The sequence below is a fragment of the Williamsia sp. 1138 genome (assembly GCF_002095435.2).
Lineage (GTDB): Bacteria > Actinomycetota > Actinomycetes > Mycobacteriales > Mycobacteriaceae > Williamsia.
In genome coordinates, this window is the sequence record NZ_MJEJ02000044.1 from 189,126 (window position 1) to 202,271 (window position 13,146).

Annotated in this window: 12 protein-coding genes; 10 read left to right on the forward strand and 2 right to left on the reverse strand. The window is 66.5% G+C overall.

Going from position 1 to position 13,146, the window contains the following annotated elements; translation table 11 throughout:
- Nucleotides 1-4: 4 nt before the first annotated feature.
- Nucleotides 5-1,759 (forward strand): nicotinate-nucleotide--dimethylbenzimidazole phosphoribosyltransferase, encoded by a 1,755-nt coding sequence (gene cobT / locus BH683_RS15315; protein WP_084837112.1) that lies wholly within the window; start codon nucleotides 5-7, stop codon nucleotides 1,757-1,759.
- On the forward strand, nucleotides 1,756-2,520 hold the full coding sequence (locus BH683_RS15320; RefSeq protein WP_084837113.1) for an adenosylcobinamide-GDP ribazoletransferase: 765 nt from the start codon (nucleotides 1,756-1,758) through the stop codon (nucleotides 2,518-2,520). The genes cobT and BH683_RS15320 overlap by 4 nt, the downstream gene beginning before the upstream one ends.
- Before the next feature lie 94 nt (nucleotides 2,521-2,614).
- Here the strand turns inward: BH683_RS15320 and BH683_RS15325 are convergent, their stop codons facing one another.
- Together BH683_RS15325 and gcvT are read right to left on the reverse strand one after the other, a co-directional pair.
- A complete protein-coding gene (locus BH683_RS15325; RefSeq protein WP_084837114.1) occupies nucleotides 2,615-3,718 on the reverse strand; it encodes a branched-chain amino acid aminotransferase in 1,104 nt (367 codons plus the stop codon).
- Nucleotides 3,719-3,773: 55 nt separating this feature from the next.
- Nucleotides 3,774-4,892, reverse strand: a complete 1,119-nt coding sequence (gene gcvT / locus BH683_RS15330; protein WP_084837115.1) for a glycine cleavage system aminomethyltransferase GcvT — start codon at nucleotides 4,890-4,892, stop codon at nucleotides 3,774-3,776.
- 123 nt (nucleotides 4,893-5,015) lie between these two features.
- On the opposite strand from gcvT, the gene BH683_RS15335 reads away from it, so the two are divergent.
- The 8 genes from BH683_RS15335 to BH683_RS15370 all read left to right on the forward strand — a co-directional run.
- Nucleotides 5,016-6,536, forward strand: a complete 1,521-nt coding sequence (locus BH683_RS15335) for a leucyl aminopeptidase (protein ID WP_084837116.1) — start codon at nucleotides 5,016-5,018, stop codon at nucleotides 6,534-6,536.
- Between the two features lie 135 nt (nucleotides 6,537-6,671).
- Nucleotides 6,672-8,465 (forward strand): 2-oxoglutarate dehydrogenase, E2 component, dihydrolipoamide succinyltransferase, encoded by a 1,794-nt coding sequence (gene sucB / locus BH683_RS15340; protein WP_084837117.1) that lies wholly within the window; start codon nucleotides 6,672-6,674, stop codon nucleotides 8,463-8,465.
- 3 nt (nucleotides 8,466-8,468) lie between these two features.
- On the forward strand, nucleotides 8,469-9,362 hold the full coding sequence (locus tag BH683_RS15345) for a TIGR01777 family oxidoreductase (protein ID WP_084837118.1): 894 nt from the start codon (nucleotides 8,469-8,471) through the stop codon (nucleotides 9,360-9,362).
- Nucleotides 9,362-10,102 (forward strand): lipoyl(octanoyl) transferase LipB, encoded by a 741-nt coding sequence (gene lipB, locus BH683_RS15350; protein ID WP_084837119.1) that lies wholly within the window; start codon nucleotides 9,362-9,364, stop codon nucleotides 10,100-10,102. The genes BH683_RS15345 and lipB overlap by 1 nt, the downstream gene beginning before the upstream one ends.
- On the forward strand, nucleotides 10,099-11,151 hold the full coding sequence (gene lipA, locus BH683_RS15355) for a lipoyl synthase (RefSeq protein WP_084837120.1): 1,053 nt from the start codon (nucleotides 10,099-10,101) through the stop codon (nucleotides 11,149-11,151). The genes lipB and lipA overlap by 4 nt, the downstream gene beginning before the upstream one ends.
- An 85-nt stretch (nucleotides 11,152-11,236) precedes the next feature.
- Entirely contained in the window at nucleotides 11,237-11,974 is a 738-nt protein-coding gene (locus BH683_RS15360) for a DUF4191 domain-containing protein (protein WP_084837121.1), read from the forward strand.
- A gap of 112 nt (nucleotides 11,975-12,086) precedes the next feature.
- On the forward strand, nucleotides 12,087-12,563 hold the full coding sequence (locus BH683_RS15365) for a hypothetical protein (RefSeq protein ID WP_084834288.1): 477 nt from the start codon (nucleotides 12,087-12,089) through the stop codon (nucleotides 12,561-12,563).
- Nucleotides 12,564-12,568: 5 nt separating this feature from the next.
- Nucleotides 12,569-13,146: DDE-type integrase/transposase/recombinase (locus BH683_RS15370; RefSeq protein ID WP_143695939.1), on the forward strand; the 578-nt coding region annotated here is incomplete at its 3' end.

Genomic DNA, 13,146 nt, shown 5'->3' on the forward strand with positions numbered 1-13,146 from the left:
CGGGATGCGAACTCTGGTTCTGGGTGGTATTCGTTCGGGTAAATCAGCGTTCGGTGAAGGGCTTCTTCCGCACACCGGTGTTCGGTACCTGGCCACGGCGGCAAACCCCGCCACCGGTGACCCCGAGTGGTCGGATCGGATAGCGCAACACCGCCTCCGTCGTCCTGCGGAATGGACGACCATCGAGACCGGCGATGTCGCTGCCGAATTGCGTTCGGACTCGCGCACCGCCACGCTCGTCGACGACCTCGGCAGCTGGGTCAGCCGCCATATCGACTCGGTCGGCGGGTGGAGCGACGACGCCTTCGACATGTCCGGCGTGATCGACGAGATCTCGTCAGCAGTGTCCGATTTCACCGGGGATCTGGTCATCATCAGTCCCGAGGTGGGTCTGTCCCTGGTGGCACCGACACCGGCAGGTCGCCTCTTTCAGGATCAGCTGGGTCTGCTCAACAGTGCCATCGCGGCGGCCTGCGACCGGGTTGTCCTGATCGTCGCCGGGCAGGTTCTCGAATTGGGTGCCGCTACCGACATCTCCGGATCGGCTCTCCCGCTCCTCGTTCCGAACGACCCCACCGTCGACGCGACCGCGGACCCGGCCTCGTCCGAAGCCGCGACGGCACCTGATTTCGCTCCCGAGGCCGGCACGACGTCACTCGATATCGTGCCCACGGCAACCGAGTTCGAACTGCCTGAGCAGTTCGACTTCATCGCGGCGCCCGACCGGAACGCGGCGATCGAAGCCCGCCGTCGGCAAGGCGAGCTCACCAAGCCGCCGGGCTCGCTCGGTCGGCTCGAAGAGGTCGCGATCTGGGTCGCGTCCTGCCAGGGCGTGTGCCCACCGGCCGTGTTCGAGGCCCCGACGGTGGTTGTGTTCGCCGGGGATCACGGCGTTGCCAAATCGGGCGTGTCGGCGTTCCCGCCGGAGGTCACGGCGCAGATGGTCGCGAACTTCGCCGCAGGCGGCGCGGCCGTTAACGTACTCGGACGCATCCACGGAGCCCGGGTCCGAGTCGAAGACCTCGCCGTCGATGCCCAGACCCCCGAAGCGATCAGCCGCTTCAAGGTTCGCAGGAGTTCGGGAGATCTCACCCGCGAGGATGCGCTGACCACCGAGGAGACCCGGGCTGCGCTGGCCGCCGGGCGGGCCATCGCCGATCAGGAGATCGATTCCGGTGCGGATCTGCTGATGGCCGGCGAGATGGGGATCGGCAACACCACTCCGGCAACGATCCTGGTCGGCCTGCTCACCGATTCCGAACCGGTGGTCGTGGTCGGTCGCGGCACCGGCATCGACGACAACGGCTGGATCCGCAAGACCGGCGCGGTCCGTGACGGTATGCGCCGTGGCCGCCCTCACGCGCGGGTGCCGCTGGAACTGCTTCGCACGGTCGCCGGTGCCGAGATCGCTGCCATGGCAGGCTTTCTCGCGCAGGCGGCTCTTCGGCGAACGCCTGTCATCCTCGACGGTCTCGTGGTGACCGCCGCGGCCCTGGTCGCCAATGACATGGCACCCGGTGCCCGCGAATGGTGGCTGGCCGGTCACCGCTCCGCGGAACCCGCGCACACCATCGCTCTGAGGCAACTCGACCTCGAACCGCTGCTGGATCTGTCGATGCGGCTCGGCGAAGGCAGCGGTGCATTGACCGCGCTGCCCGTCGTGCAGTCCGCGGTCGCCACCCTCGCCTCGATGGCCACCTTCTCCGAGGCCGCGGTCAGCGGCGCGGCTGATCCGACGTCGGTGAATCCGGAGAGATGAGTCTGCGCGGCGCGATCCGTGGCCCTCAGACCGCGTTCTCCTGGCTGACGATTCTTCCCGTACCCGAACCGGCCGGGCCATTCGACCGTTCGCTCGGCGGTGCCGCCATAGGGTCCACCCCGCTGGTCGGCTGTGTCCTCGGGGCCATCGCCGCGGCCGCCGCAATCGGGTTGGATCACACAGAACTCCCGGTTCTGCTGTGCGGATTGCTGATCGTCGGCTTGCTGGCGGTCCTGACCCGCGGGATGCATCTGGATGGACTCGCGGACACCGCTGACGGGCTCGGTTGCTACGGCCCGCCTGCCCGCGTCCACCAGGTGATGCACAGCGGCTCCACGGGACCCTTCGGCGCCGCGACGTTGGTGATCGTGATGGGTGCCCAGGCCGTCGGCTACGGCACCCTGATGCAGGAGAGCAATTGGGCCGCATTCATCTTCGTCGGCTTCGTCTCGCGCGTGGCCACTGTGATCGGCTGCCGGATCTCCCTGCCACCCGCCGCCGAGTCCAAGTTCGGCGGCCTCACCGCCGCGACGCAACGATTGACCATCCCGTTCTGGGTGCTCGGGGCGCTCGCCGTCGGGTTCGCCGTCGGCCCTGAATTACCCGTGCCGGGCGTGATCGCGGCCGTGGTCGTGACTGTCTTCGCTTGGCTGTTCAGCGCCCACTGCGCACAGCGGTTCGGCGGCATGAACGGCGATGTGCTCGGCGCACTGACCGAACTGAGCACCTTGATCGCACTGTGCGTCGTGCTTGCCGGCTGACCCGGAACGCCTGACCGAGACTGCAGGTATGTAGCCATCGGCCTAGTAGCTCACTTCACAGCCGCAGTCTCGCCGCGGCGAGGGACGACGAGCGTCAGTTCCCGTACAGAGTCGACATCCAGCCGTGGGTGTCGGCGAACGTTCCGCGCTGGATCCCGGTGAGGGTGTCGCGGAGCGCCATGGTCACCTCACCCGGTTCACCGTTGCCGATGGTGTAGTCGTCGGTGTCGCCCTTCACGTGTCCGACCGGGGTGATCACCGCCGCCGTTCCACACGCGAACACCTCGGTGATCTCTCCCGACGCGACGCCCTTGCGCAATTCTTCGACACTGATCTTGCGTTCGGTGACGTCGAAGCCGGCGTCGGTGGCGAGCTGCAGCAGCGACTCGCGGGTGATGCCCGGCAGCAGCGAACCGGACAGCTCAGGCGTGACCAGTTTGGCGTCGGCCCCAGAGCCGAAGACGAAGAAGAGATTCATCCCGCCCATCTCTTCGATGAAGCGGCGTTCGATCGCGTCGAGCCAGACCACCTGATCGCAGCCGTGATCGGCCGCCTGGGCCTGGGCGAGAAGGGAGGCCGCGTAGTTGCCGCCGAACTTGGCCGCGCCGGTCCCACCGGGTGCCGCACGCACGTACTCGGTGGACAGCCACACACTCACGGGGTGCACACCCCGGGGGAAGTAGGCGCCGGCGGGCGAAGCGATCAACAGATAGCGGTACTCGCTCGCCGGACGCACTCCGAGGCCGGCTTCGGTGGCGATCATGAACGGTCGCAGATACAGCGACGACTCGCCTCCGGCCGCGGGCACCCACTCGTGATCGACCTCGAGCAGCGCCCGGAGCGACGCCATGAAGTCCTCGGTGGACAGCTCGGGCATGGCCAGCCTGCGCGCCGAGCGCTGCAAACGTGCGGCGTTGGCGTCCGGGCGGAACGAGGCGATGGTGCCGTCGGATTGCCGGTAGGCCTTGAGACCCTCGAAGATCTCCTGGGCGTAGTGCAGCACCATCGCGGACGGGTCGAGCGCGATGGGCCCGTAGGGAACCACGTTGGCGTCATGCCAACCCTTGTCCGCGGTGTAATCGATCACGACCATGTGGTCGGTGAAGTGCCTACCGAATCCCGGTGCTTCCAGGATGTCGGCACGGCGCGATTGCGACAGCGGTTGCGGGTGCTCGGTCCGGACGAACTCCAAGGTCATTGATCAATCGTAACGCCCGTCCTCCGGCGCCCTGCGACGCGAGGGGTTTCGCCGATCAGCTGGTGCTTCCTGTTACAAAGGGCGGCAACACGATTTCGCATTCGAGCGGGCGTCCACGGACGTCGACCACCACGGTGTCCCCCTTGGCGACACCGGCTGCGGTATCGATGAGCGCCAGCGCGATCCCGGTCTTCAGAGTGGGCGAGAAGGTCCCGGATGTGCACACTCCGATGCGCTCGCCGCCGTCCCCGGCAAGAACATCGAGGTCGGCTCGGGGAACGCCGCGGCCAAGGGCCCGGAGCCCCCACAGTCGCCGAGCGGGACCCGCTTCCTTCTCCGCCAGCAGTGCGTCACGGCCAAAGAACTCCGGCTTGTTCCAGCCGACCGCCCAGCTGCATCGTGCCTGCACCGGCGTGATGTCGACGGACAGTTCATGACCGTGCAGGGGATATCCCATCTCGGTGCGCAGGGTGTCGCGGGCCCCGAGACCGGCGGGTTGTCCACCGGCTGCGGTCACCGCCGTCAGCAACGCATCGAAGACCGCCGCACTGTCATCCCAGGCCGGGAGTAGCTCGTACCCACGTTCGCCGGTGTAGCCGGTGCGGCACACCCTGACCGGGTAGCTCGAATCACCCACCACCAGTTCGGCATCGACGAACGACATGTACTCCATCTCGGTCGGCAGCCCGAGGCTGTCCAGCACCTGCGCCGACTTGGGCCCCTGCACGGCGATGACCCCGAAGTCGCGGTGCCGGTCGACCACCTCGATCTCCGGGGGCGCAGCGGCCGCGAGGGCCGCGACCACCGCGGCGGTGTTCGCAGCGTTGGGGACCAGGAAGACGTCGTCCGGCGACACCCAGTAGGCGATCAGGTCGTCGATGACGCCTCCGGACTCGTTGGTACACATTGTGTATTGCGCTTTGCCGGGCTCGATCTTGCCCAGGTCGTTGGTCAGCGCACGATTGACGAAGTCGGCGGCGCCCGGGCCTGTCACCGACGCCTTGCCGAGGTGGCTGACGTCGAAGATCCCCACCGCCTCCCGGACCGCGGTGTGTTCGGCCACCGTGCCCGCGTACGAGACGGGCATGTTCCAGCCACCGAACGCGGCAAAACTCGCGCCGAGCGCGCGATGCGATGCCTCGATGGGACCTGCCAGCAATTCGCCTTCACTCATGACGGCAACGCTATCGCGCCCGGTGCCGCGCCGGACGGCGGACGCGCACCCCCGTCGGCGTTGCCGGGCAGCCAACTAAGCTGACCGGCAGGCATGAGTACGGCTACGAGTGGGAGTACAAACGTGAGCAAGTCGAGTGCGAATCGTCGTCTGGGTCCGGAGCTGTCGCTGGCCACCGGCATCGGTGAAGACGACGACGTCCTGGTGATCGGGCTGACGACGGCGGACGAGGCGGACGGTGACGGGACACCGACCCTGGTCATCGGCGAGGGCCTGTTCGATGACGCCATCGGGTCGGCCCTGGACTCAGCGTTGGCCGCCGTCGGTGCGAAGGGGTCCGCCGGAGAGCTGACCCGACTGCCCGCACCTGCCGGCCTCGCCGTCACGTCTGTTCTCGCCGTCGGCCTCGGCGCTCCGGCAAAACTCGATGACGCGGAGCACATCCGGCGGCAGGCCGGTGTCGCAGCGCGCAGCCTGGCGGGGGTGAACGCCGCCGTCACCACCTTGTCGACCGCCCATCTGACCGCCGCAGCAGAGGGCTTCTTCCTCGGCGCCTACCGGTTCGACGAGTTCCGTTCGACGCCGCCGGAGAAGGCCCCACTCGGTGCCGTCCGCCTGCTGGTTCCCGAGGCGGACAAGGACACGAAAGCAGATCTCGAGCGCGCCCAGGCCATCGCCCGCGCGGTGGCCATCGCCCGCGACTTCGTCAACACCCCACCGAGCCACCTCTTTCCCGAGGAGTTCGCGAACCGTGCCAAGGCCCTCGGGTCGGCAGCCGGGCTCAAGGTCGAAATCCTCGACGAGGCCGCCCTCGAGAAGGGTGGATACGGGGGCATCATCGGTGTCGGCAAGGGTTCCTCGCGCCCGCCGCGTCTGGTCCGGCTGACCCACAGCGGCGGCCGTAAGGCGAAGACCGTCGCGCTCGTCGGCAAAGGCATCACCTTCGACACCGGTGGCATCTCCATCAAGCCCGCGGCCGGTATGGAGAACATGACCTCGGACATGGGTGGCGCCGCCGCAGTCATCGCGACCGCGATCCTGGCTGCCGAGCTGAGCGTCGGGGTCACCGTGATCGCGACGGTACCGATGGCCGAGAACATGCCGTCGAGTACAGCGCAACGCCCCGGTGACGTGCTGACGCAGTACGGCGGCAAGACGGTGGAGGTCATCAACACCGACGCCGAGGGAAGGCTCATCCTCGCCGACGCCATCGTGCGTGCCTGCGAGGACGACCCCGATTACCTGATCGACACAGCGACGCTGACCGGCGCGCAGATGGTCGCCCTCGGAACCCGCACCCCAGGGGTGATGGGCACCGACGAGTTCCGCGACCGCGTCGCGGCGATTTCTCAGGCCGAGGGCGAATCGGGTTGGCCGATGCCGTTTCCCGAGGAGCTGCGCCCCGACCTCGACTCCCGGGTGGCCGATCTGGCCAACGTCACCAACCACCGCTGGGGTGGCATGTTGTCGGCCGGGATCTATCTCCGTGAGTTCGTGGCGGACGGCGTCGAGTGGGCACACATCGACATCGCCGGACCTGCTTTCAACACCGGAGGGCCGTGGGGCTATACCGGTAAGGGTGGCACCGGCGTCCCGGTCAGAACCATCTACGCCTTGCTGGAGGAGATCGCTGCCGAAGGCTAGCTCGGAAGGTAGGGTTTGAACCGGCGGTTTGCCCTACCGGGCGCGCCCCACCCCCCACTCCGGGTCACCAATACCGGCGACCCGGCCCAGACCTCAGACCGCACACCGGATCTCGAAATCGAGGAGTCGACAACGATGGCCTTCTCCGTCCAAATGCCCGCCCTGGGTGAAAGCGTCACCGAGGGCACAGTCACCAGGTGGCTCAAGCAGGAGGGTGACACGGTCGAGGCCGATGAGCCGTTGTTGGAGGTGTCGACCGACAAGGTCGACACCGAAATCCCGGCTCCCACCTCGGGCGTGCTCACCAAGATCGTCGCGCAGGAAGACGACGTCGTAGAGGTCGGGGGTGAGCTGGCCCAGATCGGTGAGGCCGGCGAGTCCGCCGATGATTCCGACGACACGGGCAGTTCCGACGAGGCCCCCGCCGAGGACGAGGCGCAGGCCGAGCCGGAAGCGGAGCCAGAAGCCGAACCGGAGCCCGCCGCCGAGCCGGAGCCGAAGAAGCCGTCGTCATCCGGTTCAGGTGATGGCACCGACGTCACCATGCCCGAACTCGGCGAGTCGGTCACCGAGGGCACCGTGACCCGCTGGCTCAAGGAGGTCGGCGATTCGGTCGACGCCGACGAGCCGCTCCTCGAGGTGTCCACCGACAAGGTCGACACCGAGATCCCGTCCCCCGTGGCCGGCACCCTGCTCGAGATCGTGGCGGCCGAAGACGACGTCGTCGAGGTCGGTGGACGGCTGGCCGTGGTCGGCTCCGCCGATGCGACCCCGACAGTCGAACCGTCGGAACCGGAAGAGACCAAAGACGAAGCGCAGCCGGAACCCGAGCCAGAGCCAGATCCAGAGCCGGAGCCCGAGCCCGAGGCCAAGGAAGAGCTGTCACCGGTCGAGACGCCGGAGCCCGACAAGAAGTCCGAACCACAGAAGCCTGAGCCGAAGGAAGAGCCGGCACCTGCTGCCAAGTCGGACGACAGCGGCTCGAGCCCCTACGTGACGCCGTTGGTGCGCAAGCTGGCCGCCGAGAACGACGTCGACCTGAGCTCGGTCAAGGGCACCGGGGTGGGCGGACGTATCCGTAAGCAGGATGTGCTGGCTGCAGCCGAGGCCGCAAAGGCTCCCGCCGAGACCGCTCCGTCGAAGTCGGAATCGACTGCGCCAGAGAAGAAATCCGCACCCGCGGCGCCCAGCCCCGAGCTGGCACAGCTGGTCGGCACGACGCAGAAGATCAATCGCATCCGGCAGATCACGGCCAAGAAGACTCGCGAGTCGCTGCAGGAGAGCGCGCAGCTCACGCAGGTGTTCGAGGTCGACATGACCAAGATCGTGACCCTACGCAAGGCGGCGAAGGAAGGCTTCAAGACGAGCGAGGGTGTCAACCTGACGTTCCTCCCGTTCATCGCGAAGGCTGTGGTCGAAGCTCTGAAGGCGCATCCCAACGTCAACGCGTCGATCGACGAGCAGGCCAAGGAGATCACCTACTACTCCAAGGTGCATCTCGGTATCGCGGTCGACACCGAGCAGGGTTTGCTCTCCCCCGTGATCCACAACGCCGACGATCTGTCGATCGCCGGACTGGCGCGGGCGATTGCCGACATCGCGAGCCGGGCACGCAGCAACAAGCTCAAGCTCGACGATCTGACCGGTGGCACCTTCACGATCACCAACATCGGCAGTCAGGGCGCGTTGTTCGACACCCCGATCCTGGTCCCGCCGCAGGCGGCGATGCTGGGCACGGGTGCGATCGTCAAGCGCCCGGTCGTACTCACCGGTGCTGACGGGTCCGAATCGATCGCGGTGCGGTCGATGTCGTTCCTGCCGCTGACCTACGATCACCGACTGATCGACGGCGCCGACGCGGGACGGTTCCTGACCACTGTGAAGCACCGTCTGGAAGAGGCGGCGTTTGAGGCGGACCTGGGCCTATAGCCCATGCGGATCGCCGTCGCGGGATCATCTGGCCTGATCGGCACGGCCCTGGTGGACAGTCTCACCGGGGCCGGCCATCAGGTGCTGCGACTGGTTCGCAGGCCCACGACCTCAGAGAACGAGGTCCACTGGGAGCCGGAATCTTTCGGCATCGATCCCGCGGCTCTGTCCGGCGTCGACGTCGTCGTCAATCTCTGCGGGCGCGGGATCGGCGATCGCCGATGGTCCGGGCACGTCAAACAGCAGTTGCGAGACAGCCGGATCATCCCCACCCAGGTTCTCGCAGAGGCCGTCCGGATCGCGGCGGTCCCGACGTTCATCAGTTCCAGCGCGACCGGTTACTACGGCGACACCGGCTCGTCCCCGGTCACCGAGGCAGATGCTGCGGGCACCGGATTCCTCGCGGACCTGACCATCGACTGGGAAGCCGCGGCGCTCAGTGGCGCACCGAGCGCGACGAGGGTGGCGCTCATCCGCACCGCACCGGTGCTGTCGCAGACGGGCGGGATTCTCGGCAAACTGCGCCCGCTGTTCAAGGTCGGGCTGGGTGGGCGGTTGGGTAGTGGTCGTCAGTACCTGCCCTGGATCAGCCTGCCCGATGCGGTGAGGGTGCTCGAGTTCGTCATGGATCATCCGATCACCGGCCCGGTCAACATGTGCGGGCCTGCGTCGGTGACCAATGCCGAGTTCACCAAAGCGCTGGGCCGAGCCGTGCACCGTCCGGCCCCCTGGCCCGTACCGGCCATCGTCTTGTCGAAGACCGCCGGTGAGATGGCCGATGAAATGTTATTGCAGGGTCAGAACGTTGTACCCGGTGTGTTGAACGACAGTGGATTCGAGTTCCGGCATCCGACCCTCGACTCAGCCCTGGCTCATGCCGTCGGCAAGGAGGCGTGATGAGTAGCGCTCGCCTGTCCTCCCAGCCGCTCGAGATCCGCTGGCTCGGCATGGTCGACTACCAGGAGACCTTCGACCTGCAGCATCGTCTGGCCACAGAGCGCGCAGACGGTGTTCTCGACCACGACGTGCTCCTACTGCTCGAACATCCTGCGGTGTACACCGCAGGCCGCCGGACCGAGGATGCCGACCGTCCCAAGGACGGCTCTCCCGTGATTGATGTCGATCGCGGCGGCAAACTCACCTGGCATGGACCGGGACAGCTGGTCGCCTACCCGATCGTCGCGCTGGCCCACCCGGTGGATGTGGTCGACTACGTCCGTCGCCTCGAGGAGGCCATGATCACGGTGACCCATCAGCTGGGTCTGGACACCTACCGCGTAGACGGCCGGTCCGGCGTCTGGGTGCTGGGAGACGGGGTGAGACAGGACCGGAAAATCGGCGCGATCGGCATCCGGGTCGCCAGGGCCATCGCTTTGCACGGCATCGCGGTGAACTGCGATCCGGACCTGAGCGCCTTCTCCTCGATCATTCCGTGCGGCATCCCTGATGCCGGGGCCGGTTCTCTCACAGACGAACTGGGCCGATCGGTCACGGTCGCGGACGTACGCCCGCTGCTCGGTGCGGCCATCTCGGACGCGCTCGACGGCACACTTGAAGTCACGGAACATCGACCACCTCCGGTCGAAACGCCGCAGATCGTCGCGGCCGGTGGTACGGGCGTAGGGTTGATCCAGTGACCGTTCAGCAAGACAAACCCACTCAGTCCAGCGCCCCGGGGTCAGTCGGCCCCAACGGACGCAAACTGCTCCGGCTCGAGGCCCGCAACGCGGAGACGCCGATCGAGCGCAAGCCGTCGTGGATCAAGACGCGCGCGACGATGGGTCCGGAGTTCACCGAGCTGAAGGCCCTCGTCAAGAGCGAAGGCCTGCACACGGTGTGTGAAGAGGCCGGTTGCCCGAACATCTATGAGTGCTGGGAAGACCGCGAGGCCACCTTCCTCATCGGTGGCGAGCAGTGCACCCGGCGGTGCGACTTCTGCCAGATCGACACGGGAAAGCCCGAGGACCTCGACCGCGATGAGCCGCGGCGGGTCGCCGAGAGTGTCGTGACCATGGGCCTGCGCTACTCGACCGTCACCGGCGTCGCTCGCGACGACCTGGCTGACGGCGGTGCCTGGCTCTACGCAGAAACGGTCCGCTACATCAAGGAACTCAACCCGACCACCGGTGTCGAGTTGCTGATCCCCGACTTCAACGCCGACCCGGCACAGCTCGCGGAGGTGTTCGCGTCCAGGCCAGAGGTGCTGGCCCACAACGTCGAGACCGTGCCGCGCATCTTCAAGCGGATTCGCCCCGCATTTCGGTATCAGCGCAGCCTCGACGTCATCACCGCCGCCCGCGATTACGGACTCGTCACCAAGTCGAACCTCATCCTCGGCATGGGCGAGACCCCGGACGAGGTGCGCGAGGCCATGACCGACCTGCACAAGGCCGGCTGCGACATCCTGACCATCACGCAGTACCTGCGTCCGTCGCCGCGGCACCATCCCGTCGACCGCTGGGTCAAGCCCGAGGAGTTCGTCGAGCATTCGAAGTTCGCCGAAGATCTCGGATTCGCCGGCGTCATGGCCGGTCCACTGGTGCGATCGTCGTACCGGGCCGGGCGCCTGTACGCACAGGCGATGGCACACCATGGGCGTGAACTCCCCGAGTCGATGTCGCATCTGACCGACGGCGGTGACGCTTCTCAGGAGGCGTCGTCGCTGATGGCTCGCCTGGCTCGCTGAGCACACCCCGGAAACCACGGGTCGGTCTCTGACTCAACCTGGCACGGCCTGCCAGGGTCTTGAGGTCGGCCAGTATCCTGGACACATGGCGAAGGCAAAGGCGAGCAAAGAGGCAAAGGCGGCTGCGAAAGCTGCTCGTAAAGAAGCGTCGCGCGCCCGCCGCAAACAGCTGTGGCAGGCGTTCCAGATGCAGCGCAAAGAAGACAAGCTGCTTCTGCCGTTGATGATCGGATCGATCCTCCTGCTCACCGGGCTCGCGGTGCTGATCGGTCTGTTGACCGGCTCCCTGGTGTTCGTGCTCCCGCTCGGCATCGTCCTGGGTGTGCTGATCGCGTTCATCATCTTTGGTCGCCGGGTGCAGAAGACGGTGTTCACGAAGGCCGATGGTCAGGCCGGCGCCGCCGCCTGGGCGTTGGACAACATGCGCGGTCAGTGGCGGGTGAAGCAGGCCGTCTCCGGCACCACCCATCTCGATGCGGTGCACCGCGTGATCGGCAAGCCCGGGGTGATCCTCGTCGGCGAAGGATCCCCACACCGGGTCAAGACCCTGCTGGCGCAGGAAAAGAAGAAGATTGCCCGCGTTGTCGGCGACACCCCGATCTACGACGTCATCGTCGGGAACGACGAGGGACAGGTACCCCTCAAGAAGCTCGAACGGCACCTGAGCAAGTTGCCGAACAACATCAACAAGGCGCGTATCGACAGCCTCGAGTCCCGGCTCGCGGCCCTCGGCGGCAAGGGACCCGGTGCCGGAATGCCGAAGGGCCCGATGCCTGCGGGCGCGAAGATGCGCAACATTCAGCGCACCGCTCGTCGACGCTGATTTACAGAGCCACAGAAACACCCGTTCACGTCAAAAACACCCGTTCAACCCTCTCTGCCATCCTGGTCGTAAGACACAAGGTGTGGTAGGGGTGGTGGGGATGGAGTGTGACATGGATTTGTTGGATACCCCGATCGATATCCCGATTGGACGGTCAGCGAAGGGGCGGCGGTCGTTCCCGATCGCGTTCCGGGTTGCGTTTTTGCAGCGCTGGGACCTGGCGGTGCAACGCGGCGCCAAGACTCGGTTGATGCGTGAGTACAACCTGACTCGGGCGACCGTGCGAGAGTGGTTAGAGGCCCGCGAGTCTGGTGCGTTCAGTGACTCGATGGTCGCTGCCGCCGACAAAACGAGGGACCGCATGGACAGCCAAGACCGCGCTGAGCTGGCCCGGTTGCGCGCCAAAGTCGCCCGGTTGGAGAAGAAGAACGCCCAGTCCGAGGCGGCGTTGGAGATCATGGGAAAAGCCTTCGAGCTCTTGGACGGGATCACCAAGAGCTCGACCGAGGACGAGGGTCCGCAGATCCCACCGGCGTTGATGAGCGCCGAGCAGTACCAGGCCTGGCTCAAGCGACATCATCTTTCCTGACCGAGTTGGTCACCGCCTTGGCCACTCACACCTGGATCGGGGTCAAAGCCGCATGCGCATTGACCGGTCTGGCTCGCTCGACCTACTACCGGATCGAGCGCGGTTACCGTCATTACAAGCCGGTCCAGGATCCGGTGCCGCACACGCAGCGGTTCCAGCCGGCTGCGCTGACCGCCACCGAAGAAGAGGTCATTGTCGAGATATTGAACCGTGAAGAATACGCGGATCTGTCTGTGCAGCAAACATATTGGCGCGCTTTCGACAAGCGTGAGATCGGTTGCTCACCACGCACGTTCTACCGGATCGCTGCGCGCTACGGCACGGTCGGTGACCGCCGCCGCGGCCACCACAGCAGCCCCGGCAACCACAGTCGATCCAAACCAATCATTCATGCCAGCGGCCCGGGTCAGTTGTGGTCCTGGGACATCACCGACCTGCACGGCCCGACCAACGACGACCGCTACAAGCTCTACCTCGCGATCGACGTGTTCTCCCGCCACCCGGTCTGCTGGCGCATCGAGTACACCGAAAACAAGCCCGCCGCGATCGACATGTTCACCACCGCCATCGCCGAGCACGGCCC

Coding starts and splice junctions, on each gene's coding strand:
- cobT (WP_084837112.1), top strand. CDS start 5: ATGCGAACTCTGGTTCTGGGTGGTATTCGTTCGGGTAAATCAGCGTTC.
- BH683_RS15320 (WP_084837113.1), top strand. CDS start 1,756: ATGAGTCTGCGCGGCGCGATCCGTGGCCCTCAGACCGCGTTCTCCTGG.
- BH683_RS15325 (WP_084837114.1), bottom strand. CDS start 3,718: ATGACCTTGGAGTTCGTCCGGACCGAGCACCCGCAACCGCTGTCGCAA.
- gcvT (WP_084837115.1), bottom strand. CDS start 4,892: ATGAGTGAAGGCGAATTGCTGGCAGGTCCCATCGAGGCATCGCATCGC.
- sucB (WP_084837117.1), top strand. CDS start 6,672: ATGGCCTTCTCCGTCCAAATGCCCGCCCTGGGTGAAAGCGTCACCGAG.
- BH683_RS15345 (WP_084837118.1), top strand. CDS start 8,469: ATGCGGATCGCCGTCGCGGGATCATCTGGCCTGATCGGCACGGCCCTG.
- lipB (WP_084837119.1), top strand. CDS start 9,362: ATGAGTAGCGCTCGCCTGTCCTCCCAGCCGCTCGAGATCCGCTGGCTC.
- BH683_RS15360 (WP_084837121.1), top strand. CDS start 11,237: ATGGCGAAGGCAAAGGCGAGCAAAGAGGCAAAGGCGGCTGCGAAAGCT.
- BH683_RS15365 (WP_084834288.1), top strand. CDS start 12,087: ATGGATTTGTTGGATACCCCGATCGATATCCCGATTGGACGGTCAGCG.